This window comes from Streptomyces sp. NPDC048258 (assembly GCF_043201995.1).
Taxonomy (GTDB): domain Bacteria; phylum Actinomycetota; class Actinomycetes; order Streptomycetales; family Streptomycetaceae; genus Streptomyces.
Genome location: NZ_JBICZH010000029.1, coordinates 21,462 through 43,055, shown reverse-complemented (window position 1 = coordinate 43,055; position 21,594 = coordinate 21,462). Strand labels below are relative to the sequence as shown.

Annotated in this window: 22 protein-coding genes; 17 read left to right on the top strand and 5 right to left on the bottom strand. The window is 73.4% G+C overall.

Annotated features, from left to right (window positions below; translation table 11 throughout):
• Positions 1-66: 66 nt before the first annotated feature.
• Entirely contained in the window at positions 67-609 is a 543-nt protein-coding gene (locus ACGFYQ_RS37775; protein WP_393751181.1) for an anthrone oxygenase family protein, read from the top strand.
• On the opposite strand, the gene ACGFYQ_RS37770 is transcribed toward ACGFYQ_RS37775, so the two are convergent.
• On the bottom strand, positions 597-1,094 hold the full coding sequence (locus ACGFYQ_RS37770; RefSeq protein WP_393751179.1) for a DUF1772 domain-containing protein: 498 nt from the start codon (positions 1,092-1,094) through the stop codon (positions 597-599). The genes ACGFYQ_RS37775 and ACGFYQ_RS37770 overlap by 13 nt on opposite strands.
• 182 nt (positions 1,095-1,276) lie before the next feature.
• Here ACGFYQ_RS37770 and ACGFYQ_RS37765 point away from each other — a divergent pair, with 182 nt between their 5' ends.
• Together ACGFYQ_RS37765 and ACGFYQ_RS37760 are read left to right on the top strand one after the other, a co-directional pair.
• Positions 1,277-2,629, top strand: coding sequence for an AMP-binding protein (locus tag ACGFYQ_RS37765; protein ID WP_393751177.1), 1,353 nt, complete (start codon positions 1,277-1,279; stop codon positions 2,627-2,629).
• On the top strand, positions 2,626-3,615 hold the full coding sequence (locus ACGFYQ_RS37760) for a thioesterase II family protein (RefSeq protein WP_393751175.1): 990 nt from the start codon (positions 2,626-2,628) through the stop codon (positions 3,613-3,615). The genes ACGFYQ_RS37765 and ACGFYQ_RS37760 overlap by 4 nt, the downstream gene beginning before the upstream one ends.
• Here ACGFYQ_RS37760 and ACGFYQ_RS37755 read toward each other — a convergent pair.
• Positions 3,563-3,976 (bottom strand): MarR family transcriptional regulator, encoded by a 414-nt coding sequence (locus tag ACGFYQ_RS37755; protein ID WP_393751223.1) that lies wholly within the window; start codon positions 3,974-3,976, stop codon positions 3,563-3,565. The two genes, ACGFYQ_RS37760 and ACGFYQ_RS37755, sit on opposite strands and share 53 nt — an antisense overlap.
• Positions 3,977-4,144: 168 nt before the next feature.
• On the opposite strand from ACGFYQ_RS37755, the gene ACGFYQ_RS37750 reads away from it, so the two are divergent.
• Positions 4,145-4,984, top strand: coding sequence for an alpha/beta fold hydrolase (locus tag ACGFYQ_RS37750; protein WP_393751173.1), 840 nt, complete (start codon positions 4,145-4,147; stop codon positions 4,982-4,984).
• 19 nt (positions 4,985-5,003) lie between these two features.
• Here ACGFYQ_RS37750 and ACGFYQ_RS37745 read toward each other — a convergent pair whose 3' ends face one another.
• Positions 5,004-5,771 (bottom strand): SDR family NAD(P)-dependent oxidoreductase, encoded by a 768-nt coding sequence (locus ACGFYQ_RS37745; RefSeq protein ID WP_393751171.1) that lies wholly within the window; start codon positions 5,769-5,771, stop codon positions 5,004-5,006.
• A gap of 90 nt (positions 5,772-5,861) precedes the next feature.
• On the opposite strand from ACGFYQ_RS37745, the gene ACGFYQ_RS37740 reads away from it, so the two are divergent.
• Positions 5,862-6,797, top strand: coding sequence for an NAD-dependent epimerase/dehydratase family protein (locus ACGFYQ_RS37740; RefSeq protein ID WP_393751169.1), 936 nt, complete (start codon positions 5,862-5,864; stop codon positions 6,795-6,797).
• 48 nt (positions 6,798-6,845) lie between these two features.
• On the opposite strand, the gene ACGFYQ_RS37735 is transcribed toward ACGFYQ_RS37740, so the two are convergent.
• Positions 6,846-7,850 (bottom strand): ScbA/BarX family gamma-butyrolactone biosynthesis protein, encoded by a 1,005-nt coding sequence (locus tag ACGFYQ_RS37735; RefSeq protein WP_393751166.1) that lies wholly within the window; start codon positions 7,848-7,850, stop codon positions 6,846-6,848.
• Between the two features lie 459 nt (positions 7,851-8,309).
• On the opposite strand from ACGFYQ_RS37735, the gene ACGFYQ_RS37730 reads away from it, so the two are divergent.
• The 11 genes from ACGFYQ_RS37730 to ACGFYQ_RS37680 all read left to right on the top strand — a co-directional run bounded on the left by ACGFYQ_RS37730 (position 8,310) and on the right by ACGFYQ_RS37680 (position 19,374).
• The gene (locus ACGFYQ_RS37730) at positions 8,310-9,572 is read left to right on the top strand and encodes a cytochrome P450 (protein ID WP_393751164.1); all 1,263 of its coding nucleotides are present in this window, start codon (positions 8,310-8,312) and stop codon (positions 9,570-9,572) included.
• 102 nt (positions 9,573-9,674) lie between these two features.
• The gene (locus ACGFYQ_RS37725) at positions 9,675-10,346 is read left to right on the top strand and encodes a ScbR family autoregulator-binding transcription factor (RefSeq protein ID WP_393751162.1); all 672 of its coding nucleotides are present in this window, start codon (positions 9,675-9,677) and stop codon (positions 10,344-10,346) included.
• Between the two features lie 109 nt (positions 10,347-10,455).
• Entirely contained in the window at positions 10,456-11,127 is a 672-nt protein-coding gene (locus ACGFYQ_RS37720; protein ID WP_393751160.1) for a ScbR family autoregulator-binding transcription factor, read from the top strand.
• Between the two features lie 295 nt (positions 11,128-11,422).
• The gene (locus ACGFYQ_RS37715; RefSeq protein WP_393751158.1) at positions 11,423-12,289 is read left to right on the top strand and encodes a BTAD domain-containing putative transcriptional regulator; all 867 of its coding nucleotides are present in this window, start codon (positions 11,423-11,425) and stop codon (positions 12,287-12,289) included.
• A 67-nt stretch (positions 12,290-12,356) separates the two neighbouring features.
• Complete coding sequence (locus ACGFYQ_RS37710; RefSeq protein ID WP_393751156.1) at positions 12,357-13,016, top strand: ScbR family autoregulator-binding transcription factor; 660 nt, start codon at positions 12,357-12,359, stop codon at positions 13,014-13,016.
• 32 nt (positions 13,017-13,048) lie between these two features.
• On the top strand, positions 13,049-13,741 hold the full coding sequence (locus ACGFYQ_RS37705) for a phosphopantetheine-binding protein (protein WP_393751154.1): 693 nt from the start codon (positions 13,049-13,051) through the stop codon (positions 13,739-13,741).
• A gap of 16 nt (positions 13,742-13,757) precedes the next feature.
• Complete coding sequence (locus ACGFYQ_RS37700) at positions 13,758-15,455, top strand: polyketide synthase (RefSeq protein ID WP_393751152.1); 1,698 nt, start codon at positions 13,758-13,760, stop codon at positions 15,453-15,455.
• Positions 15,452-16,219, top strand: coding sequence for a 4'-phosphopantetheinyl transferase family protein (locus ACGFYQ_RS37695; RefSeq protein WP_393751150.1), 768 nt, complete (start codon positions 15,452-15,454; stop codon positions 16,217-16,219). The genes ACGFYQ_RS37700 and ACGFYQ_RS37695 overlap by 4 nt, the downstream gene beginning before the upstream one ends.
• Before the next feature lie 271 nt (positions 16,220-16,490).
• Positions 16,491-17,312, top strand: coding sequence for a BTAD domain-containing putative transcriptional regulator (locus tag ACGFYQ_RS37690; RefSeq protein WP_393751148.1), 822 nt, complete (start codon positions 16,491-16,493; stop codon positions 17,310-17,312).
• Between the two features lie 26 nt (positions 17,313-17,338).
• A complete protein-coding gene (locus ACGFYQ_RS37685; RefSeq protein WP_393751146.1) occupies positions 17,339-18,118 on the top strand; it encodes a thioesterase II family protein in 780 nt (259 codons plus the stop codon).
• Positions 18,115-19,374 carry a beta-ketoacyl-[acyl-carrier-protein] synthase family protein gene (locus tag ACGFYQ_RS37680; protein ID WP_393751144.1) on the top strand — a complete coding sequence of 420 codons (1,260 nt, stop codon included), beginning with the start codon at positions 18,115-18,117 and terminating at the stop codon, positions 19,372-19,374. The genes ACGFYQ_RS37685 and ACGFYQ_RS37680 overlap by 4 nt, the downstream gene beginning before the upstream one ends.
• Before the next feature lie 13 nt (positions 19,375-19,387).
• On the opposite strand, the gene ACGFYQ_RS37675 is transcribed toward ACGFYQ_RS37680, so the two are convergent.
• Complete coding sequence (locus ACGFYQ_RS37675; protein WP_393751142.1) at positions 19,388-19,849, bottom strand: nuclear transport factor 2 family protein; 462 nt, start codon at positions 19,847-19,849, stop codon at positions 19,388-19,390.
• A 106-nt stretch (positions 19,850-19,955) separates the two neighbouring features.
• Between ACGFYQ_RS37675 and ACGFYQ_RS37670 the strand changes: the two genes are divergently transcribed.
• Positions 19,956-21,569, top strand: a complete 1,614-nt coding sequence (locus ACGFYQ_RS37670; protein WP_393751140.1) for a class I adenylate-forming enzyme family protein — start codon at positions 19,956-19,958, stop codon at positions 21,567-21,569.
• The last annotated feature ends 25 nt before the right edge of the window (positions 21,570-21,594 follow it).

The window sequence follows — 21,594 nt, the reverse complement described above, 5'->3', positions numbered from 1 at the left end:
GTCCGGAGCCCCGCGAAGGCCGTCCGGACCGTCCCGTTTCCCGACTTCAGACAAGGACGCAGCAGCATGAGCCCCAGCCCGACCGCCGGGAGCACCCGGCTCGCCACCACTCTGGTCATCGTTTCTACGGTCCTCGTGGGCCTGATGGCCGGGCTGTTCCTCGCCTTCGACCTCTCGGTGATGCCGGGACTGGCGGCCGGCGACGAGCGGACCTACGTCACCGCGATGCGGAACTTCAACGCCGCCATCGACGGGAACCCCCTCTTCGGCGCGGTCTTCGTGCTGGCTCTGGCGGCGGCCGTCGCGTCGGCGGTCGTCGAGTACCGGGCGGGCCGGCGCGGGACCGCCCTGTGGGTGGCGGCGGCCGCCTCGGCGTACCTGGCCGCCCTCGTGATCACCTTCACCGTGAACATCCCGCTCAACGACGAGCTCGCGGGCGCGGGCGCGGTGGCGGACATGACGGACTTCTCGATCGTGGAGAAGTTCAAGACCATCTGGGTCGCCACGAACATCGTCCGTACCGTGCTCTGCACGGCGGCCCTCGTCGCGCTCGCGGGCACCCTGGTCCGCTACGGGCGCGCCACCGCCGCTTCCTCCTACCGGCCCTGACCGTGCAGGACCAGCGCCCAGGCGAGCAGGCCGAATGCCACCGTGCACAGCACCGTCCGCCACACGTTGGCCCGTACCCAGGGCTGCTCGAAGGCACTGCGGACGGCGGCCGGGTCGGGGATCCGGTCGAGCGGACCGGCCTTCTCCAGGGCGTTGTTCAGCGGGATGTTCACCCTGGCGGTCAACCCCAGCGCGAGGACGTAGCAGACGAACGCGCCGATCAGCTGGGGCAGTGCCTCGCGGCCGTCGGAAGGGACGGACAGCCCCAGCGCCAGCCCGGTGAAGACGAGGGCGCCGAGGTAGCCCAGCAGGAACCAGCCGTTGAGGATGGCCACGTTGATGCGCTGCATCACCTCGATGACCGTCCGGTCGCCGGTGCGCCGCAGGCCCGGCATCACGGATACGGAGAACCCGTAGAAGAGGCCGCTGACCAGGCCAGTGGTGATGGTCGCGGCGAGCAAGGACACGAACCGTGCCGTTTCCACGTCGGTCTCCCCCGAGGTCGGCGAACCGTCAAGTCCCGCCGATCATAGGCGGAGAACGGTCGTAGGCTGGCAGGAGCGTGCGGATCGTCCGGGCGCGTGAGGGCCGTACGGGGCGTCGGGTCGTCCCGGTTGTCCGGGCCGTCCGGGCCGTTCGGGCCATCCGGAAGGGGAGCTGGCGAACCATGCTGACCGCGCTCGACGGGGTGTACGGGGACCGGCCGGACGCCGTCACCGTCGCAGGCCGTTCCACTTCGTACGAGGACCTGCTCGGCGCGGCCGGCGCGGTCGCGGCCGACGTCGCCGGAGCGCCCGCCTTCGCGGTGACCGCGACGGCCTCCCTGGAGACCGTGGCCGCCGTGGTCGGCGGGCTGCTCGCCGGGGTGCCCTGCGTACCGCTGCCGCCCGACGCGGGGCCCGCCGAGCGCGAGCACATCCTGCGGGACTCCGGCGCGGCCCCGGTCGAGGTGGACTTCGCCCGGCGCTCCTCCACCTGGCCGGGGAAGGCCGCGGCGCCCGAGGACCCCGCACTGATCCTCTACACGTCCGGGACCACGGGCGCGCCCAAGGGCGTGGTGCTCAGCGGCGCGGCGATCGCCGCCGACCTGGACGCGCTGGCCGAGGCCTGGCAGTGGAGCGCCGAGGACACCCTCGTGCACGGCCTGCCGCTGTTCCACGTGCACGGGCTCGTGCTCGGCGTACTCGGCGCACTGCGCACCGGCAGCCGCCTCGTGCACACCGGCCGGCCCACGCCCGAGGCCTACGCGGAGGCCGGCGGCAGCCTGTACTTCGGGGTGCCGACCGTGTGGTCCCGGATCGCCCGTGAGCCGGAGGCCGCCGCCGCGCTGTCCGGGGCCCGGCTGCTGGTGTCCGGGAGCGCCGCGCTGCCCGCCCCCGTCTTCCGGGACCTGGAACGGCTCACCGGGCACCGGCCCGTCGAGCGGTACGGGATGACGGAGACCCTGATCACGATCAGCGGCCGCGCGGGCGGCGAGGTCCGCCCCGGTACGGTCGGCACGCCGCTGCCCGGCATCCGTACGCGCGTCGCCGCCGAGCCGGGCGCCGAGATCGGGGAACTCCAGCTCACCGGCCCCACGTTGTTCTCGGGGTACCTGGGCCGCCCGGAGGCCACCGCCGCCGCGTACACCGAGGACGGCTGGTTCCGTACGGGCGACATCGCGGCCGTCGACGAGGCGGACGGCGTCCACCGGATCGTGGGCCGCGCCTCCATCGACATGATCAAGTCGGGCGGCTACCGGATCGGCGCGGGCGAGATCGAGAACGCGCTGCTGGACCACCCCAAGGTGAGCGAGGCGGCGGTGGTCGGCGTCCCGGACGCGGACCTCGGCCAGCGGATCGTCGCCTTCGTCGTCGCCGAGGGGGTCACCGGCGCCGAGCTCACCGACTTCGTCGCCGCGCACCTGTCGGTGCACAAGCGCCCGCGCGAGGTCCGCTTCGTCGCCGCCGTGCCGCGCAACGCCATGGGCAAGCCCCAGAAGAAGCTGCTGCTGGCGGACGAGGCGGGGGAGGAACGATGACGCGCGGCCTCGCCGCGGACGTCCGGCCCGACCCCTGGATACGGCGCTTCCACCCGGCGCCGGCGGGGCCCGCCCCGGTGCTGGTGCTGCTGCCGCACGCGGGTGGGAACGCCTCCTTCTACTTCCCGTACTCCCAGGCCCTCGCCGCGTACGCCGAGGTGCTGACGGTGCAGTACCCGGGCCGTCAGGACCGGCTCGGGGAACCCGCGGCGGACACGGTCGACGCGCTGGTCGAGGGTGTGCGGGGGGCGCTGCGGCCGTGGGGCGACCGGCCGTTGGTGCTCTTCGGGCACAGCATGGGGGCGGTCCTCGCCTTCGAGCTGGCGCGCCGGTTGGAGGCGGACCGGGAAGCCGGTGAGGGCCCTGCCGGGGGCGGGCCGGTCGAGGGCGGGCTGCGGGGGCTGATCCTGTCCGGGCGGTGCTCCCCGCTGATCCACCGCGAGGAGGACAGCCACCATGCGCGGGGCGACGAGGCGCTGCTCGCCCGGGTCGGCGCGCTGGCCGGCACCGACCCGCGGCTGCTCGCCGACGAGGGGTTCCGGGAACTGATCCTGCCGGCGCTGCGCGGGGACTACCGGGCCGTCGAGACCTACCGCTACGAGTCCGGGCCGGCGCTGCGCGTGCCGGTGAGCGTGCTGACCGGAGAGTCGGACCCGCGGGTGAGCCCGTCCGAAGCCATGGCCTGGCGGGACCTGACCGACGGGGCGTTCACCTTCCGCGGTTTTCCCGGCGGGCACTTCTACCTGACCGACCAGCAGGAGGCCGTGGTCCGGGCCGTCGCGGAGGACCTGGTGTCCTTCGGGGCGGCTGTCCCGAAGGTCAGCCTCAGCGGCGGCGGGCCGATGGCCACCGTCAGCGGCGCCGGTCCTGTCGCTACCGTCAGCGACGCCGATCCGACGGCTACCGTCAGCGGGTCGGATCCGACGGCTGCCGTCAGCGCCCGTCGCGTACCAGGTGGCGGGCCAGTACCTCCAGCGCCTCGGTGACCTCGGGCAGTCGCTCCGCCTCCGCCTCGCCGAGGACGCGTGCGAGGGCCTCCTCCACCTTGGAGGACCCGGCGGCCCGTACGGCGGCCACGCGCGCGGAGACCCCGGGGGCCTGGCGGACCAGCGTACGGCGGCGGTCGGCGGGGTCGGGCGCCGTCTCGACGGACCCGGCCTCGCGCAGGCGGGCGACGGCGCCCGAGACCTGACTCTGCGGCAGGCCCGTGCGCAGGGCGGTCTCGCCCACGGTGGTCTCCGGGTGCGCGGCGATGTCCCCTGCCACGATCACCACGGCGCGGGTGCTGCCGGCGTACTGGCCGGAGCCGCCCGGGGGTTCGGGCAGGGCCTCTTCCCCGAGTTTCATGAGGGCGCGGCCGAGCAGGAACAGTTCGATGCCATCCACCCCGCCAAGGTACATCAGCGCAGATGCATCGCTGGAGATGCATCTCTATTGATGTATCTGTTTCGATGGGTTAGGCTGGTCGCAGAGCAGCGGACGAAGGGGCCGCGCCGACCGTACGAAGGAGTCGCCATGTCCGCCGCCGTGATCACCGCTGCCGCCCTCCCGGTTCCCGGGGCGACGCTGCACTACCAACTCCAGGGCTCCGGCCCGCTGTTGCTCATCTCCCAGAGTGGCGAGGGCGACGCGGACCGCACCGTGGACCTGGTCCCGCACCTCACCGACGCGTACACCGTCCTGACCTACGACCGGCGCGGGCTCTCGCGCAGCCGGGCGGACGACCACGGGCGGACCACGACGATCGCCGAGCACGCCGAGGACGCGCACCACCTGCTGGCCGCCGTCACCGACGAGCCCGTCCTGATGCTCGGCTGCAGTCTGGGCGCGGTCATAGGCCTCCACTTGGCGGCCCGGCACCCGGAGCAGGTCGCCACCCTGGTCGCCCACGAGCCGGTCGCCCCGAGGCTGCTGCCCGAGGCCGCCCGCGTCCGCCACGAGGCGGAGCTCGCCGCCCTCCAGGACACCTACCGGACGGGCGGCCTCGATGCGACCTTCCCGGAGATGGCGCGGGTGCTCGGCATAGACCTCACCCGGCGGGACGCGGAGCCCGGCCTCACCGCCCAGCCCATGGATGACCGGCGGCGCGCGAACTTCCGCTACTTCATCGAGCACGACTTCTCGGCGCTGATCCACGACATCCTCGACCCGGCCGAGCTCACCCGCACCACGACCCGGATCCTGCCGGCGCTGGGCGCGACCACTGCGCCGACCGTCTTCGACCACCAGTGCGCCACCGCTCTGGCGGACCTGCTGGGCACCGGGATACGCACGTTCCCGGGCGGGCACAACGGCAACACCACCCACCCGAGGGCCTACGCGGCCACCCTGCGGGCCGTGCTCGCCACGGCGTGAGGCGGGCGGGTGCCAGGCTCTAGCGGGTGGTCCAGCCGCCGTCGACCGTCAGGGTGGTGCCGACGACGAACGAGGCGCGGTCGCTGCACAGCCAGGCGGCGGCCTCCGCGATCTCGTGGGGGTCGGCGATTCGGGGGAGGAGCGCCGAGTCGAGGAGCACCTTTTCCATCGCGGGTTGCCGGCCGAGCCAGTCGTCGACCATTTCGCTGCGGGTCGAGCCGGGTGCGATGGCGTTGACCCGGATGCCGTGGGCGGCGTACTCGGCCGCGGCGGCCTTGGTCAGGCCGATCACCGCGTGCTTCGAGGCGATGTAGACCGAGGACACGGGGGTGGCGACCAGCCCGCCGGTGCTGCTGTTGTTGACGATGGCACCGCCGCGGCCGATCATCGCCTTCACCTGGGCGCGCATGCAGTTCCACACGCCGCGCACGTTGGTGTCCATGACGGAGTCGTAGACGTTCTCGTCCAGCAGGTGCATGGGCTTGGGCTCCGCGCCCACGCCCGCGTTGTTGAAGGCGGCGTCGAGGGCTCCGTACGTCTCGACGGCGGCGGAGACGGCTTCGGCCATGGCCGCGGGGTCCGTCACGTCGGCGACGACGTACTGGGCCCGGTGTCCCGCGGCCACGAGTTCCGCGGTGAGCTCGGCCAACTGCCGTTCCCGGCGGGCGACCAGTGTGACGGCGGCCCCCTCACGGCAGAAGACCCGGGCGGCGGCAGAGCCGATTCCCGCGCTGGCGCCCGTGATCAGAGTCGACTTTCCCTCAAGGAGGCCTCTACCAGCAGTCATGGTGTACGACAGTAGCAGCACACGATTTTTCATGATCATAATTGGCAAGGCTCAGGTGAGAGGCTGTAGTTGAGCACTGAACGGATACTCGTGACCGGAGCCACTGGCTTCGTCGGCTCCCATGTCGTGAAGCGGCTGCTCGCCGAGACCCGGCGGGGTACGTTCCCCGCGTCGCTGCGGCTGCTGACCCACCGGACGGCGGCGCCTGCCGACTGCGCCGATGCGGAGGTGGCCGTGGGAAGCCTCACCGACCCCGCGTCCCTGCGCGGGATCTGTGACGGCGTCACGACCGTGATGCATCTGGCGGCGCGGATCGGTGGCAGCGAGGAGGAGTGCCGCGAGGTCAACGCCGAGGGCACCCGGGCGCTGCTGGCCGAGGCCCGGCGGGCGGGTGTGGGGCGTGTCGTGCAGCTCGGCACCGCCGCCGTGTACAAGGACGTCGCCCACCGGGGCGAGGCCGAGGGCGTGCTCACCGAGGCACCGACGTCACCGACCAGCGTCACCCGGCTGGAAGGGGAGCGCCTCGTACTGGCCGCGGGTGGGACCGTGTTGCGTCCGCATTTGATCTACGGTGACGGCGACACCTGGATGATCCCGGCCCTGGTCCAGCTGCTGGACAAGCTGCCGTACTGGCTGGACGGCGGCCGAGCGCGGATCTCCCTGGTGTCCGTGGACGCCCTGGCCGGGGCGCTGGCGGCGCTCGTCCGGCTGCCCGCCGGTCCCGTCGGCGGGCAGGTGCTGCACGCGAGCCATCCCGAAGCGGTGTCCGCACGCGAGCTGGTCACGACCGTGACCAGGGAGCTGGGGCTGGAGGCGCCGCGGGGCGACCTCACCATCGCTCAGGCGCTGGAACTGCTCGGCGCGGCCGACGATCCTGTCACCCGCCGCCGCATCTCGCTGCTGGCCGTGGATCACTGGTACGACAGCACGCGCCTGTGGTCCCTCGTCCCGGCCGGCGCCGGGCCGGTCTTCGCCGACGCGTTCGCGCGCCACGCACCCTGGTACCGGGCACTGCTGAGCCGCTGATCCCCTCGCAGCGGTTCAGCAGTGCCCGACGGCAGGGTCTGCTGCCGGTCACGCCCCGCGCCGGCCGCCGTGCTCCGCGCCGACGGTGCCCGTGACGGTCGCCTCGAATATCCTGCGGCCGTCCTGATGGCCGGTCACCTCCACCCTGCGGAGCCCCGAACCGTCGGCGGCGGGTATCTCCCGGGCGTCGATCCAGCAGGGGGCGTCGAGCTCGGCGTAGCTGTGGAACGCGGTCTCGATGCCCGACGGGGTGAAGGCGTCGTCGGGCAGCAGGCTGTAGGCGGCCTGGCGGGCGGCCTCGACCAGGACCATGCCCGGGTGGTGGTCATTGGCGTGCTCGAAGAGGATCGGGTGGCCCAGGTCGGGGCTCAGCAGCCAGCGGTCCGGCCGGTCCGACGGGGCGAGCACGACGTCGAACGGCAGCAGGCGTCCCGCGGTCGCCGCGGGGACCGGGATCTCGCGGGCCAGCGGCTCGAGTAACGCGCCGGGGCCGCGCTCGCCGCGGACCCGGCGGTACACCGCCGGGGGAACACAGGTGAAGAGCGCCGTCCCCGAGGCCGCGACCACGCCGTTGCGGCGGATGGTCACGCGCAGGAAGCCGGAGAACCGGTTGCCCTTCCAGGCGAAGTCCGTGCAGGTCGCGATGAGTTCGAGGTCGGTGGGGCTGGAGCCGATGCGCAGCTGGGAGAGGTCGGACTCGAAGCCGAGGGTCCACAGCAGCACGTTGTGCCCCAGCGGGACCCCGTACTCCGCGTGGCAGAGGAAGAGGCCGACCTGCCGGATCGTTTCCCCGGCCTGGACCGGGTCGTGGCTGGTGCCGTCGGCGCTGGTGAAGAACGTATGGGCGCGGGGCCACTGGCCGGTGAGCGAGAAAACGTTGTCGCCGATCTTCGTGCAGCCGGTCAGGAAGACCTCCGCGAGTGACGTGCGGTGCACGTACTCCCTCGGGACGGTGGTGGTCAGTTGGGGAAGTTCGTTACAGCGCGTCCATGGTGCTCCGGAAGCCTGGTCGGCCAGCGCGGGGGCGTTCTTCTGGAACGTCAGCAGGGTCATGGACCTCTCCACAGAGCCGGGGTGACGGATGGGATGAGCACTCCCAACCGCAAGATACGTACTCTCCGGTTTTGTTTGCAAGGTGGTATTGGGGTTCATGTGTCGCACACGTCCCTCTGGTTAGGGGTGGATCAGGGGTGTGCGAATCAGCCCGATCCAGCCCCCACCAGGGAAGTCACGGTCGGATCACGGTGCAGGGGGATCGCTGGCTCCGTCCCAAGTGGGAGTTGGTATTCCGTTCGGATGGCGGGCGTGTCGCAAGGGGTGGATATGGCCGTCGGCCGACACGGGTCCGCCTCTTCTCGGCCTCGCGGCCCGCCGGGAGCCCGCTTGGCGGTGACGTTGTGAAGGTGCCAGACTTGGGCCCGCCACCGGGTGTATACGAACCGGGCAGGCGGTTTTGAAAATGCGGGTCGAGGCCACTCGACTCTCGGACCGCCGACCGCAGGAGGCACCGCAATGCTTCGTCAATGTCCCATCGCCATCGACCCCTCAGGTCACGACGTCCACGGCGAAGCCGCACGGCTGCGGGAGTTGGGACCGGCCGTCAGGGTGACACTTCCGGGCGGGGTGCAGGGGTGGGCCGTGGCCGGCCACCACGCGCTCAGGAAGCTGCTCGCCGATCCGCGCGTCTCGAAGGACGCCTACCGGCACTGGCCCGCCTGGATCAGCGGCGAGGTCGGCCCCGAATGGCCGCTGGCGATCTGGGTGTCGGTGCAGAACATGATCACCGCGCACGGTCCCGAGCACACCCGCCTGCGCCGGCTGGTGCTGAAGGCGTTCACCTCGCGCCGGGTCGCCGTGATGCGCCCGCGGATCGGCGAGGTCGTCGCCGAAGTCCTGGAGGAACTCGCCCGGCGGCCCGCGGACGAACCGGTAGACCTGCGGGCGCACTTCGCGCACGAGGTTCCCACGCGCATCATGTTCGAGCTCTTCGGCATCCCCGAGTGGGCCCGGGCCAGGCTGTACAAGATCATCAATGGCTTCTTCGACACCGCGATATCGGCCGAGGACGCGCACCGCAACGGGGTCGACCTCTACGAGACCATGGGCGACCTCGTCTCCCACAAGCGCGCCCACCCCGCGGAAGACCTGACCAGCGGCCTGATCGCCGCCCGGGACGACGAGGGTGGCGCCCAGCTGACGGAGAAGGAGCTCGTCGACAACCTGATCCTGCTCTTCACCGCCGGCTACGAGACCTCGGTGAACCTGATCTCCAGCGCGGTGCACGAACTGCTGGCCCACCCGTCCCAACGGGAACTGATCCGGTCGGGACTGGCCTCGTGGGAGGACGCGGTCGAGGAGACGCTGCGCAGGCAGCCGCCCGCCGCCAACGCCATCCTGCGGTACGCCGTCGAGGACATCGACGTCGAGGGAACGGTGATCCCCAAGGGCGACCCGATCATCGTCTCCCTGGCCTCGGCCGGGCGTGACCCCGAGGTCCACGGCGTCGACGCGGACGAGTTCGACATCACCCGGGCCACCCGGAGCGACCACATGGCGTTCGGCTTCGGGCCCCACTACTGCATGGGCGCGACGCTGTCCCGGCTGGAGGCCGCGGTCGCCGTGGCCGGCCTCTTCGGACGCTTCCCCGAGATGTCCCTCGCCGTCCCGCCGCAAGGGCTGGGCCGTGTGGAGTCGTTCATCTCGAACGGGCTTCGGGAGCTGCCCGTGAGGCTCGGGCCGGACACCGTACAGGAAGACGGAGTCCCGCACTCGTGACTTTGTGCTTGATAAAGTAAGGACCTTCTGGTTGGTTTTTATAGGTGGAGACGGATCCTGTAAGGGACCATCCGCAGGGACGCACGGACATTCGGAGGCACTGTGGCACGGCAGGAGCGTGCGGTACGTACGCGTCGCGCGATCTTGGAAGCGGCCGCGGCGGTCTTCGACGAGCGTGGATACGAGGCCGCGACGATCGCGGACATCCTCTCCCGGGCCGGCGTCACCAAGGGCGCGCTGTACTTCCACTTCGCGTCGAAGCAGGAGCTGGCCCAGGGCGTACTGGACGAGCAGTTCGCCGAGGGCGGCGTGCCGCCCCGGGAGAGCAAGCTGCAGGAACTGGTCGATGTCGCCCTGGTCCTCGCGCACCGGATGAAGTACCAGCCCATGCTCAGCGCCGGTGCGCGGCTCTCGCTGGGGCCGGACATGCGCGAGATCTTCGGCGGCGGATCGGTGCCCGGATGGATCGAGTTCACCGAGGAACGGCTGGCCCAGGCCAAGGCGCAGGGTGAACTGCTGCCGCACGTGGACCCCGCGGAGACGGCCTGGATCATCTCGGCCTGCTGGACGGGCGCCCAGATCTACTCGCAGACCCTCACCGACCGCGAGGACATCGAGTACCGGATCTCGGGCGTCTACCAGCACCTCTACCCCAGCATTGCGACGCCCGCCGTGCTGGCCCGCCTCGACATGGGCGCGGACCGCGGCGCCCGGGTCGTGGCGGAGATCGAGGCGCTGGAGTCCGCGGAGCCGCGGGAGCCCGCCCTGCCCTGACGCGGCTCGCGTGAGTGGTCTTCGAGTGGTCCTTCAGCGCTCTCGCCGATCATGACTGCGAACGGTGTCATCCCCTGGGCAAACCGCGTCAGCGGTTTGTGGAGAACTCATGGTCAAGCAGGAACGTGCCGCCCGCACGCGTGAAGCCCTGATCCGCGCCGCCGCCGAGATCTTCGCGGAGGAGGGCTTCGTCACCGCCTCCATCGGGACCATCAGCAGGAAGGCGGGGGTCAGCGCGGGAGGGCTGCACTTCCACTTCGGCAGCAAGACGGAGCTGGCCGAGGCCGTCCAGGGCCGCGCGGTGGAAGCCGTACGGCGGATCACCGCGGCCGTGCCGGGCCGTTCCGGCGGCGCCCTGCAACTGCTCATCGACGGGGCGCACGGACTGGCGGCGCTGCTGGCGCACGACGTCGTCGTGCGGGCCGGGTTCGGTCTGTGCACGGACTGGCGCCGCGACGCCGGCTGCGATCTGCGGCGGATCTGGCAGGGGTGGGTGCAGGACGTGTTCCGCGCCGCGGAGCGGGAGGACCAGCTGGCCGACGGGGTGTCGGCCGAGGACGGGGCGCTGGCCGTCGTGGCGGCGACCGTGGGCTTCGAGGTGCTCGGCGCCGGCGAGCCCGACTGGGTGTCGCACGGGTCGCTCACCCGCTTCTGGGCGCTGCTGCTGCCGCGGCTCGCCGCGCAGCACGTGCTCGCGGGGCTCGTGGCCGCGGGATCCGGCGCGGAACCCGCGCCCGGGCCGCAGGCGGCCGACCGGCCGGTTCAGCGGCTGACCGACTGACCGACTGACCCCCGACCGACCCGACCAACAAGCGGACCGTATGGTCTCTTTTTTGGGAAGTCTGCGCGCTCTTGAGGCGGGTGCGAGGTGCGCCTGGAACGCTTGGGCTGCCCGCAGAGCGCCCGGATCGCCAATGAATCCGCAGGTCAGACCTACTTTCCGTCGATGGTGACCCGCCCTCTCGAACCACAAAACAGCGCGACCGGTTTGATATTGACAAACCGTCGGTCCTGTTTTTTACTGACTGCGGCGAGAGTCGATCCCTCAACCCACCGACCAGGCAGGGGAGTACGGCGTGGACATCGATGTACTGGGCGCACTGGCGGTGCGTGAGAACGGAATATCCATCACACCCACCGCCCCCAAGCCACGCCAGGTGCTGGCGCTGCTGGCCCTTCACGCGGACCAGGTGGTCCCCGTATCCGCCCTCATCGAGGAACTGTGGGCCGGCGCACCGCCGCGCAGCGCGCGCACCACGCTCCAGACCTACGTGCTGCAGCTGCGCGCCCTGATCGCGAACGCCCTGGAGCAGGGCCCCCGCGGCGACACCGGCTCCGAGGACGGCGACCCCCGCGCCGGACGCGGCCGGCGCACCGCCAAGGACGTGCTGGTCACGCTGCCCGGCGGCTACCTGCTCGACAGCGGCGGCGGCGTCAGCGACGTCCGCGAGTTCGAGCGGCTGTCCGGCATGGGCTACCGGGCGATGGACGCGGGCGACTTCCCGGGCGCGGCCCGGCAGCTGCGCGACGCCCTGTCGCTGTGGTCCGGCCCCGCCTTCGCCGACGTGCACGGCGGCATCCAGCTGGACATGGAGACCAGGCGGCTGGAGGAGACCCGGCTGTGCGCGCTCGACCAGCGCATCGAGGCAGACCTGCGGCTCGGCCGGCACCGTGAGCTGCTCGCCGAACTGACCGTGCTCGCCAGCCGGTACCGCACGCACGAGAACCTGCACGGCCAGTTCATGCTCGCGCTGCACCGCTCGGGCCGCCGCAGCGAGGCCCTCGACGTCTACCAGCGGCTGCGCGCGACGCTCGTGCGGGAACTGGGCCTGGAGCCGTCGGCCGCACTGCGCCGGCTGCAGCGCTCCATCCTGATGGCAGGCCCCGAGAGCCCGCTGGAGGCGCCGGAGGCCAACGGCGAGCGTCTCGTGCGCGTGGGCTGACATGGGCGCTCTCACGACGACCCAGACCACGCGCCGGCCGCGGGGCCGGGCAACGGGCCGAGGAGGCATGGCGGTGCAGGAGAGGTCGGAGCGGACCCGCCGCAAGCTCGTCCACGCAGGGGCCGACTTGTTCAACCGCAACGGCTACGCGAACGCGACGCTCAGCGGGATCGCCGCGTCGGCCGGGGTGACCAAGGGGGCGCTGTACTTCCACTTCGCCTCCAAGGACGAACTCGCCGAGGCCGTCCAGCAATGCGGCTGCGCCCTGCTCCACGCGTGCGTGCGCACGCTGCGCGAATCCGGGCTCTCCCCCTTGCAGGCGCTGGTCGACACGACGCACTGGCTGGCCCGCGCCCTGCACGAGGAACCGGCGGTCCCCGCCAGCTTCCGGATCACCAAGGAGTGCACGGGCACACAGCCGCCCGTCACCGATTTCCACCGCGTCTGGGTCGCGGCGGTCTGCGGTCTGCTGCGCCAGGCCCGGGACGCGGGCGAACTGCGCGACGGGTGCTCCTGGGAGGGCGTCGAGTCGCTCGTCGCCTCGGCCGCGTGCGGGATCGAGGTCATGGCGGGCACCGGGATGCCCTCCGCGGAACTCCGGCGCAGGGTGGCCGCGCTGTGGTCGATGCTGCTGCCGGCCCTCGTCCCCGAGGGCAGGGCCAAGGAGTTCCGTACGGCGGCGCCCGACACCGCGTACCCGCGCGAGTTCTCGGCCAGCGCCGTCTGACCCGCGCCACCGCCGGCTTGGAGGAGCCACCGATGACGAACGATCGCACCGACGTGTTGTCCGACCTCATCGGGGTGCTCGGCGACGTGCTGCGGATCGAACCGGAGCGGATCGACCCCGAGCAGACCTTCCAGTTCCTCGGGCTCGACTCGCTGCTGACCACGGAGTTCGTGGCGGTGGTCAGTGCCCGGTACGGGATCAGGGTGCCCGCCGCCGACCTCTACGACCACCCCACCCCGGCGGCCTTCGCCCGGGAGGTCGCCCGGGCGGCCGCGGCGATTGGCACTGCCGGGACCGCCGGGACCGCCGGGACCGCCTGGACCCCGGGCACGGGGCAGGCGCACGACGCGGCCGTTCCCGCCCCCGCCCCCGCCCCGGCCGCGGAGATCGTCGAGGTGCTGCGCGAACAGCTCACCGCGATCCTGTGCTGCGACGGCTGGGGCCTCGACACGGCCGCCCCCTTCGCGACGCTCGGCGTGGACTCGCTCCTCGGGGCGGAGTTCGTCGCGGTCGTCAACCGCATCTTCGGCCTGGACGAACGGGCCGTCGTCCTGCACGAGTACCCGAACCTGGACGCGCTCGCGGCCCACGTCGCCCGGCGCAGCGGGGCACGGGCCGCGCCCCCGGCCGTACGGGAGCTCGAACTGCTGCTGGACGCCCTGCGCGACGGGCGGCTCAGCGTGGCCGAAGCGCTCGTGCTGCTGCCGCGCCGAGCGCGGGTCTGACGGGAGACGAGCCGGGATGGACGAGCGGGAGATCCTGACCCGTTTCAAGGACGGGACCCTGGACCGCAGGCAGGCGGTGGCTCTGCTGACGCCCGCCGTGGCCGCCGGCCCCGCCCTTGTGGGCGGCGTGCCGGTCGTGCCGGACGCGCCCGTCGTGCTCGACGTGCTCGACGTGCCCACGGCGCCGTCCGGACCGGCCGCCCGTGGCCGGGACCCGGCCGCGGCGCAGGCCCCGGTGGCCGTCGTCGGGATGGCCGGGCGCTTTGCGCAGGCCCCGGACCTCGCGGCGTACTGGCGGCTGCTGTGCACCGGCCGCGGCGCTGCCGCCGCGCCGCCGCCCGGCCGGCCCGGTACGGAGCCCGGCCACTACCTTGAGCGGGTCGCGGACTTCGACGCGGAGTTCTTCGGGCTCGACCCGCGGGAGGCCGCACTGACCGACCCGCGCGCACGCCTGCTGCTGGAGACGGCCTGGGAGGCGTTCGAGGACGCCGGATGCAGCGGCACCCGGCTCGACGCGCTGCGCGCCCCCGACGGCACCCCGCGCGGTGTGGGGGTGTTCGTCGGCGCGGGAGCGGGCGACTGGCCGCTGCTCGCCGCCGAGGCGGGCGTGGAACCGGGCGGCGGGCACTGGGACATGGCCAACAGCGTGTCCCGGGTGCTCGGTCTGACGGGGCCCAGCCAGTGCGTGGACACCGCCGAGGCCTCCGTGCCGACGGCGCTGCACCTCGCGCTCGCGGCCCTGGAGCGCGGCGAGTGCGCGGCCGCCCTGGTCGGCGGCGTCCACCTGCTGCTGCACCGGTGGAGCCTGCGGCCCGGGGCCGGCGAAGGGGTGGGGGCGCTGCTGCTGAAGCCGCTGGAGCGGGCCCTCGCGGACGGTGACACCGTCCACGCCGTCGTGCGCGGCAGCGCCGCCGCGCACGCGGAGTCCGGGGTGCTCGGGGCGGCCCTGGAGCGGGCCGCGGTCGCCGAGGAGGGCCTCGGCCTGCGCGAGACGGCGGCCTGCGCGCAGCCCTCGGTGGGCAGCTGCGGACCGGCCACCGGACTGGCGCTGCTCCTGCGCGCCGTCCTCCAGCTCCGCCACGGCGTCCTGGTCCCCGCCCCGGGCCGCGCCATCGCCGAACCCTGGACGCATCCCGATCCGTCGCAGCCCCGCCGCGCCGTCGCGGGCCTGCGCGGTGCGGGCGGAGTCGACGCCCAGGTGGTCCTGGAGGAGTACCCGCCGACGGCGTCGCGGTACGACGGCACCCTGCGCGCGGCCGGACGCGCGGAGCTGGTGGTGCTGTCGGGTCCGACACCACGCCATGTGAAGGCCACCGCGCAGCGGTTGGCAGAGTGGCTGCGGGCCGGGTACGAGGTGCCGGGCCTCGGCGCGGTGGCGCGCGGGCTGCGGGCCGGTCGCGCGGCCATGGACTGCCGGTTCGCCGTCGTCGTGCACGGCGTGGAGGAACTGGTACGGGTGCTGGAGGAGCCGGCCTGCGCGGACCTGCGCGGCGGCCACCGGGACCCGATGCGCCTCGGCGAGGCCGCCGAGACCGCCGGCTACCTGGCCGCCCTGTGGCAGGGCGGCAGGCTGGGGCAGCTGCGCGACCTGTGGCTGTCCGGGGTGGACGTGGACTGGGCCGCGCTGGAGGCCGCACCCGGCGCGGGGGCCGTCTCGGTCCCCCTGCCGCCGTCCGCGCTGCTGCGCACCGCCCTGTGGCTGCCGGCGCGGTGAGCGTCAGCCTCTGGTTCTGTCCCGAGGCGGACCTCGCCCCGGGACTCGCCGCCACCCTCGCCGCGCACTGGCTCGACGTCCACGAGCAGGAGACCGCCACCCGCTTCCTCTTCGAACGGGACCGGCGCCGGTACCTCGTGGCGCACACGCTCCTGCGCCGGGTACTGGCCCTGGAGACCGGGATCCCCGAGGCGGAGGCCGACCTGCGGCGCTCGGCGCACGGCCGGCCGTTCCTGCGACCCCCGGCGGAAGGACTGCCGCGCGGCGGCGGCGCGCTGGACTTCAGCCTGTCCCGCACCCAGGCCCACACCCTCGTCGGGGTGGCCCGCGGCCACCGCATCGGCGTGGACGTCGAGCACACGGGCCGTGGCGCGGCCGCCCTGGAGAGCATCGTCGAGTGCTTCGCGCCGACGGAGCGGGACTGGATCGCCCGCGCACCCGCCGGGCGTTCGCGCACCCGCCGCGCGCTGCGGCTGTGGACGCTCAAGCAGGCGTACGCGAAAGCGCGCGGCCTCGGACCCGGGCCGGCCGAGGAGGCGTACACCTTCACGCGGGCGGACGAATGCGGCCCGCCGGCCCTCACCGTGGCCGGGGACGGCCGGCCGCACCGCTGGCGCTTCCTGGAGTTCGAGCCGGCGGCGGAGACGGTCGCCGCGGTCGCGGTCGAGACCGGTCCGCCGGCCGCGGCGGGTCCGCCCGCGGCGCTCCTGCGCACCGGATTCCCCTGGGGGCGCTCCACGCCCCGCGTCCTCGCCCTGACCTGAAACACCCCCCGCCTCTCAGCCGGGACTCGACTTCCCCGGACAATTCCAGGAAATATCAAGTGCCGGTCGAATCAGAGGTGATAACCGGAATGCGGGGCAAGCCTTCTGAATTAAGGATTCCGTCAGGTCGAAGCAGGCCCGGGATCAAATGGATTGGAAGGCCGCTCGATGGCCGCTCAAGGTTTTGGCGGCTATTCCCTGGGTCCCGCTACCGTGCACGAGTCGAAGGCTGGAAATCGATGGGAACTCGACGATAGTGACGGAGGAGACCATGAGGATTCAGGTTCTGGGTCCGTTGAGTGCCGAGGTCAACGGGGGCTCGATTGTTCCGACTGCCAGGAAGCCGCGCCAGATCCTGGCGCTGCTCGCGCTCTACCCGGGCCGGGTCATGCCCGTACCGACGCTTATGGAAGAAATATGGGGGACACAGCTTCCGCACAGCGCGCTGACCACGCTCCAGACGTACATACTTCAACTTCGCCGGCGGCTCGGCACGGCCATGGGGCCGGGGGCCCCGGGAAATGCCAAGGAGCTGCTGGCCACCCGGCACGGGGGCTACCTTCTGCAAATGCCGCCGGAGTCCGTCGACGTCCACGAATACGAGCAGCTGGTCGCGAGCGGTCAGAGCGCCTTCGACCAGGGGGACGACGAGAACGCGGCCATGCTGCTGCGCCGGGCCCTCGGCCTGTGGCAGGGGCAGGCCCTGGTCGACGTACGGGTCGGACCGATCCTGGAGATCGAGGTCATGCGTCTGGAGGAGAGCCGCCTCGTGACCACCGAGCGGCGCATCGACGTGGACCTGCGGCTGGGCCGGCACACCGAACTCCTGGCCGAACTCAAGCAGCTGATCGCCCGCCACACGCAGCACGAGGGGCTGCACTCGCAGGCGATGGTGGCGTTCTACCGCTCGGGCCGCCAGGCCACCGCCCTCGACATCTACCGCAGGCTCCGGGCCCGGCTGATCGAGGAGCTCGGGGTCGAGCCCTCGCCCCAGCTGCAGCGGCTGCACCATGCGATGCTCGCCGTCGACCCGGCTCTGGACGTGGCAGCGGGCCCGCGCCGAAGCTCGACCTTCAACCTGTACGCGGCATAGGGCACGACAGGAACACGACGGACCGGATGTCGACGCAGAAGGGCAAGGGGATGGGCGTACGGGTGCTGTGCTTCGCGCACGCGGGGGCCGGGGTCTCGGCCTTCCACCGCTGGCCGAGGCTGGTCGGGCCGGGAGTGGAGACGAAGCCGTGGCTGCTGCCCGGGCGGGACGGGCGGCGCGGCGAGGCACGGGTGACCGACCGGGACGCCCTCCTGGCGGACCTGGCCCCGCTGGTGGAATCGTCCGTACGGGCGGGGGAGCCGTACGTGCTCTACGGGCACAGCCTCGGCGGCATGGTCGCCTACACCCTCGCCCGGCACCTGCACGCGCGCGGGCTGCCGCTGCCCGCCCTGCTCGCGATCGGGGCCCTGCCGCCGCCCGACGCGCCCGCCGCGCTCGCGACCTGCGCGGACCTGCCCGACGCCGAACTGCTCCAGGTCCTGGACACGCTCGACGCGGTGCCGGCCGGAACCGCCCCCGGCGACCTGTGGCACCGCTCCGTCTTCCCCGTCCTGCGCGACGACCTCAGGCTCGCCGGAGCGCTGCGCGCCGCCGCCCGGGAACCCGCGGCCGAGGGCCCGCTCCCGGTGCCGGTGCTGGCCGTCGCGGGGCGCGAGGACACCCTGGGCACCCCGCAGGCGCTGACGGGCTGGGCGCGCTGGACCACCGGCCCGTTCGTCCACCGCACCGTCCCGGGCGGGCACTTCTTCGTACGCGACAAGGCCCTGCCCCGGCTGATCGGGCGGGCCGCGCGTGTCGTGGAGCGGGCGGCGACGCCCGCGCCGGCCGTGGCGCCGGGCCGGTGAGGCGGGCCGTCGTCACCGGCCTGGGCGTGGTCGCGCCGGGCGGGGTCGGTGTGCGGGGCTACTGGGACATGCTCACCTCCGGGCGGACAGCCACCCGCGCCCTGACCCGCTTCGACGCCTCCGGGTTCCGCTCCCGGGTCGCCGCCGAGGCCGAGTTCGACGAGCTGGCCTGCGGGCTCAGCCTGGCCGAGGCCCTGCGGCTCGACCGCGGCGCCCAGTTCGCGGTGGCGGGCGCGCGGGAGGCACTGGCCGACAGCGGGCTGGGCGGGCCGGCCGGTGTACCGGACCCGCCGCGCTGCGGGGTCACCCTGGGCAGCGCGCTCGGCTGCGCGAGCTCCCTGGACCGCGAGTTCGCCGCCGCCGCGAGCCGCGGCGGCAACTGCGCGGCGCAGCCCGTACGGGTCGCGGAGCGGCTGTACGACTACTTCGTGCCCTCCTCCATGGCCGCCGAGGTGGCCCGTACCGTCGGCGCCCAGGGCCCGGTGTCCCTGATGTCCAGCGGCTGCACCTCCGGCCTGGACGCGATCGGGCACGCGGTCGACCTGATCCGCGAGGGCAGCGCCGACGTGATGGTCACCGGGGCGAGCGAGGCCCCGCTCTCGCCGATGACCCTGGCCTCCTTCGACGCCGTCCGCATCGCCTCGTACCAGCGCAACGAGGATCCGGCGGGCGCCGCCCGGCCCTTCGACCGCACCCGAGACGGGTTCGTCCTGGGCGAGGGCGCGGCCCTGCTCGTGGTGGAGGAGCTCGACCACGCGCGGCGCCGCGGAGCCCATGTGTACGCCGAGATCGCCGGGTTCGGCTCGCGCAGCAGCGCCTACCACATGACCGGGCTGCGCGCCGACGGAGCCGATCTCGCCGAGGCCGTCCGCGCCGCGCTGGACGAGGCGCGCCTGGACCCCGGGGCGGTCGGCCACGTGGCCGCGCACGGCTCGGGCACCCGCAGCGGCGACGTCCACGAGACCGTGGCCCTCAAGCGGGCCCTGGGCGCGCACGCGCACCACGTGCCGGTCAGCGCCGTCGCCTCCATGATCGGCTATTCGCTGGGGGCGCTCGGAGCCCTCGCCGTGGCCGCCTGCCTGCTGGCCGTCGAGCACGGCGTGGTCCCGCCGACCGCGAACCTGCACGAGCCCGACCCGGCCTGCGACCTCGACTACACGCCGCTCACCGCGCGCGAGCAGCCCGTCCGGACCGCGCTCACGGTGGGCAGCGGCTTCGGCGGCACGCACAGCGCGCTGGTCGTGACCCGCCTCTGACGGCCCGTCCTTCTCAGGCGAGGTCGTCGCGGGAGACCACGCGGTGGGCGGTGCGCCAGTGGCCGCGGCAGCGCACCAGCGTGTCCTCCATGACGCACACCCGGTGCACCCTGGGCTCCCCGTCGGGCGGGGTCAGGTACACCAGCGCGTAGGCGCGGGTGTGCACCGTGCCGTCGGGCCGCGGCTGTACGTCGAGCATGCCGAGCCAGTGCCGCAGCCGCTCACCGGTCCGCCGCGCCGCCTCCTCGTTGTGCCGCACGCACGCCGCCAGCCCGGCCCGGCCGCGCACCGGGCGCGGCAGCGTCGGCACGTCGAAGACGGCCTCCTCGGTGAACGTACCGGCCCACGGCTCGGCCAGGAACGAGTCGAAGAGCTGCATCTGGTGCGCGTAGAACTGCTGGATCTCGGCGTACAGCACACCGAACTCGGGCTGTTCGCGGGTGGACCGGTCCGTCGCTCCGGTGGATGTGGTCATGGTGTACAGCCTCTGCACGGCACATCGAGCTCTCTTCGAACCCTCCTCAAGCGCCCGGACGGACAGTGGGGGCACGTCCGGTCAGTCCGATCAGGAGGAGCGTGCCGTGCCGGGATTCACGTACCCCCAGCTGCCCCTGGACGGCCTGCTGCGCCGCGCCGCCGAGCGCGACCCGGACGGCTGCGCCGTGCGCACCGCCGCCGGAGCGGCCACCTTCGCGGAACTCGACGCCCTCACCGACCGGTTCGCCTCGTGCGTCCTGCACCTCGGCAGCGGCCCCGGAGCCCGGATCGGCGTGGCCAACGCCCTCGGCCTGGAGTTCCCCGCCGCGTACTACGGAGCCGTGCGCGGCGGCGGCACGGCCGTGCTGGTCAACCCGCTGATCAGGGAGGCGGGGCTGGTGCACGTCTTCACGGCCGCCGCGGTCGAGGTCGCCTTCGTGCCGTCGGCGACCGCCGAGGTGCTCGCGAAGCTGCGCGACCGGCTGCCGGCGCTGCGCGTGGTCGTGGTGACCGACGCGGACGACGGCGTGGTGCCCGGGGACTGCGTCCCGCTCGCCGTGGCGCTCGCCGTCCCGCCGGGTGCGGTTCCCGCCGGGCTCCCCTGGTCCGGCCCCGGCCCCGGCCCCGACCTCGACGCCGACGCCTGCGTCCAGTTCACGACCGGCACCACCGGGCGGCCCCGCGGGGTCCGGCTCACCCACCGCAACCTGGTCGCCAACGCAGCGCAGACGGCCGCCGCCCACCACCTGGACGGCCGCTCCGTCACCCTCAACCACCTGCCGCTCTACCACACCATGCACCTGAACTCGGCCGTGTTCGCGGGCGCCTGCCAGGTCCTGTGCACCGACCCGGACCCGCTGGCCTCGCTCGCCCTGGCCGCCCGCAGCGGCGCCACGCACTACTACGGGCTGCCCGCCCGGCTGCAACGGCTGGCCGGGACGCTCGCGGGCACCGGCCCCAGTCCCGAGGGCGTGCCCGCCGGGCCCGCCCTGACGGCGGTCCTCTCGGGCGGCACCGCACTGGCCCCCGCCACGGCCCACGCGCTCTCCTCCCGGCTCGGCGTACCCGTCGTCCAGGGCTACGGCATGGCCGAACTCTCCCCGCTCTCGCACTGCCAGAGCCCCGGCGGCGGCGGGCACCGCGGCTCGGTCGGCCGGACCGTGCCCGGCACCGAATGCCGCGTCGTGCACCTGGACACCCGCCGTCCGCTGGACGTGTACGCCACCGGCGAGGTCCAGGTGCGCGGGCCCCAGCTGATGGCCGGCTACCTGGACGGGCCCGAGGGACCCGGGGCCGACCCCGAGGGCTGGTTCTCCACCGGCGACGTCGGCTACCTCAACGAGGACGGCGAGCTGTACCTGGTCGACCGGCTCGGGGACGTCTTCAAGTACGACAACGAACTCGTCTCGCCCACCACCGTCGAGGGCGTGCTCGCCGAGGACCCGCGGGTGGCCGACTGCGTGGTCGTCGGCTGGCCCGATCCCGTCCACGGAGCCGTCACCTGGGCCGGGATCGTCCTGCGCGACCCCACCGCGCCCGGCCTGCTCGACACCCTCGACTCGATCGTGGACGGCGCCAACCGGCGCCTGGCCCGGTTCGAGCGGATCCGCCGCGTCGAGGTCGTCGACGCCGTGCCCCGTACCCCCGTGGGCAAGCCCGAACGGCGCGCGCTGCGCCAGGCCCTGCGCAGCCGCGCGGCCGCCGAAGCCGCCGCCTGACCCCTGCACCCCGACCGCCCGCCCC

Bases quoted from the DNA above. Each gene is read 5' to 3' on its own strand.
- ACGFYQ_RS37760 (WP_393751175.1), top strand. From the start codon at position 2,626: ATGACGCGCGGCCTCGCCGCGGACGTCCGGCCCGACCCCTGGATACGG.
- ACGFYQ_RS37710 (WP_393751156.1), top strand. From the start codon at position 12,357: ATGGCGGTGCAGGAGAGGTCGGAGCGGACCCGCCGCAAGCTCGTCCAC.
- ACGFYQ_RS37675 (WP_393751142.1), bottom strand. From the start codon at position 19,849: ATGACCACATCCACCGGAGCGACGGACCGGTCCACCCGCGAACAGCCC.
- ACGFYQ_RS37750 (WP_393751173.1), top strand. From the start codon at position 4,145: ATGTCCGCCGCCGTGATCACCGCTGCCGCCCTCCCGGTTCCCGGGGCG.
- ACGFYQ_RS37730 (WP_393751164.1), top strand. From the start codon at position 8,310: ATGCTTCGTCAATGTCCCATCGCCATCGACCCCTCAGGTCACGACGTC.
- ACGFYQ_RS37735 (WP_393751166.1), bottom strand. From the start codon at position 7,850: ATGACCCTGCTGACGTTCCAGAAGAACGCCCCCGCGCTGGCCGACCAG.
- ACGFYQ_RS37700 (WP_393751152.1), top strand. From the start codon at position 13,758: ATGGACGAGCGGGAGATCCTGACCCGTTTCAAGGACGGGACCCTGGAC.
- ACGFYQ_RS37690 (WP_393751148.1), top strand. From the start codon at position 16,491: ATGAGGATTCAGGTTCTGGGTCCGTTGAGTGCCGAGGTCAACGGGGGC.
- ACGFYQ_RS37685 (WP_393751146.1), top strand. From the start codon at position 17,339: ATGTCGACGCAGAAGGGCAAGGGGATGGGCGTACGGGTGCTGTGCTTC.
- ACGFYQ_RS37775 (WP_393751181.1), top strand. From the start codon at position 67: ATGAGCCCCAGCCCGACCGCCGGGAGCACCCGGCTCGCCACCACTCTG.
- ACGFYQ_RS37720 (WP_393751160.1), top strand. From the start codon at position 10,456: ATGGTCAAGCAGGAACGTGCCGCCCGCACGCGTGAAGCCCTGATCCGC.
- ACGFYQ_RS37765 (WP_393751177.1), top strand. From the start codon at position 1,277: ATGCTGACCGCGCTCGACGGGGTGTACGGGGACCGGCCGGACGCCGTC.
- ACGFYQ_RS37755 (WP_393751223.1), bottom strand. From the start codon at position 3,976: ATGAAACTCGGGGAAGAGGCCCTGCCCGAACCCCCGGGCGGCTCCGGC.
- ACGFYQ_RS37705 (WP_393751154.1), top strand. From the start codon at position 13,049: ATGACGAACGATCGCACCGACGTGTTGTCCGACCTCATCGGGGTGCTC.
- ACGFYQ_RS37745 (WP_393751171.1), bottom strand. From the start codon at position 5,771: ATGACTGCTGGTAGAGGCCTCCTTGAGGGAAAGTCGACTCTGATCACG.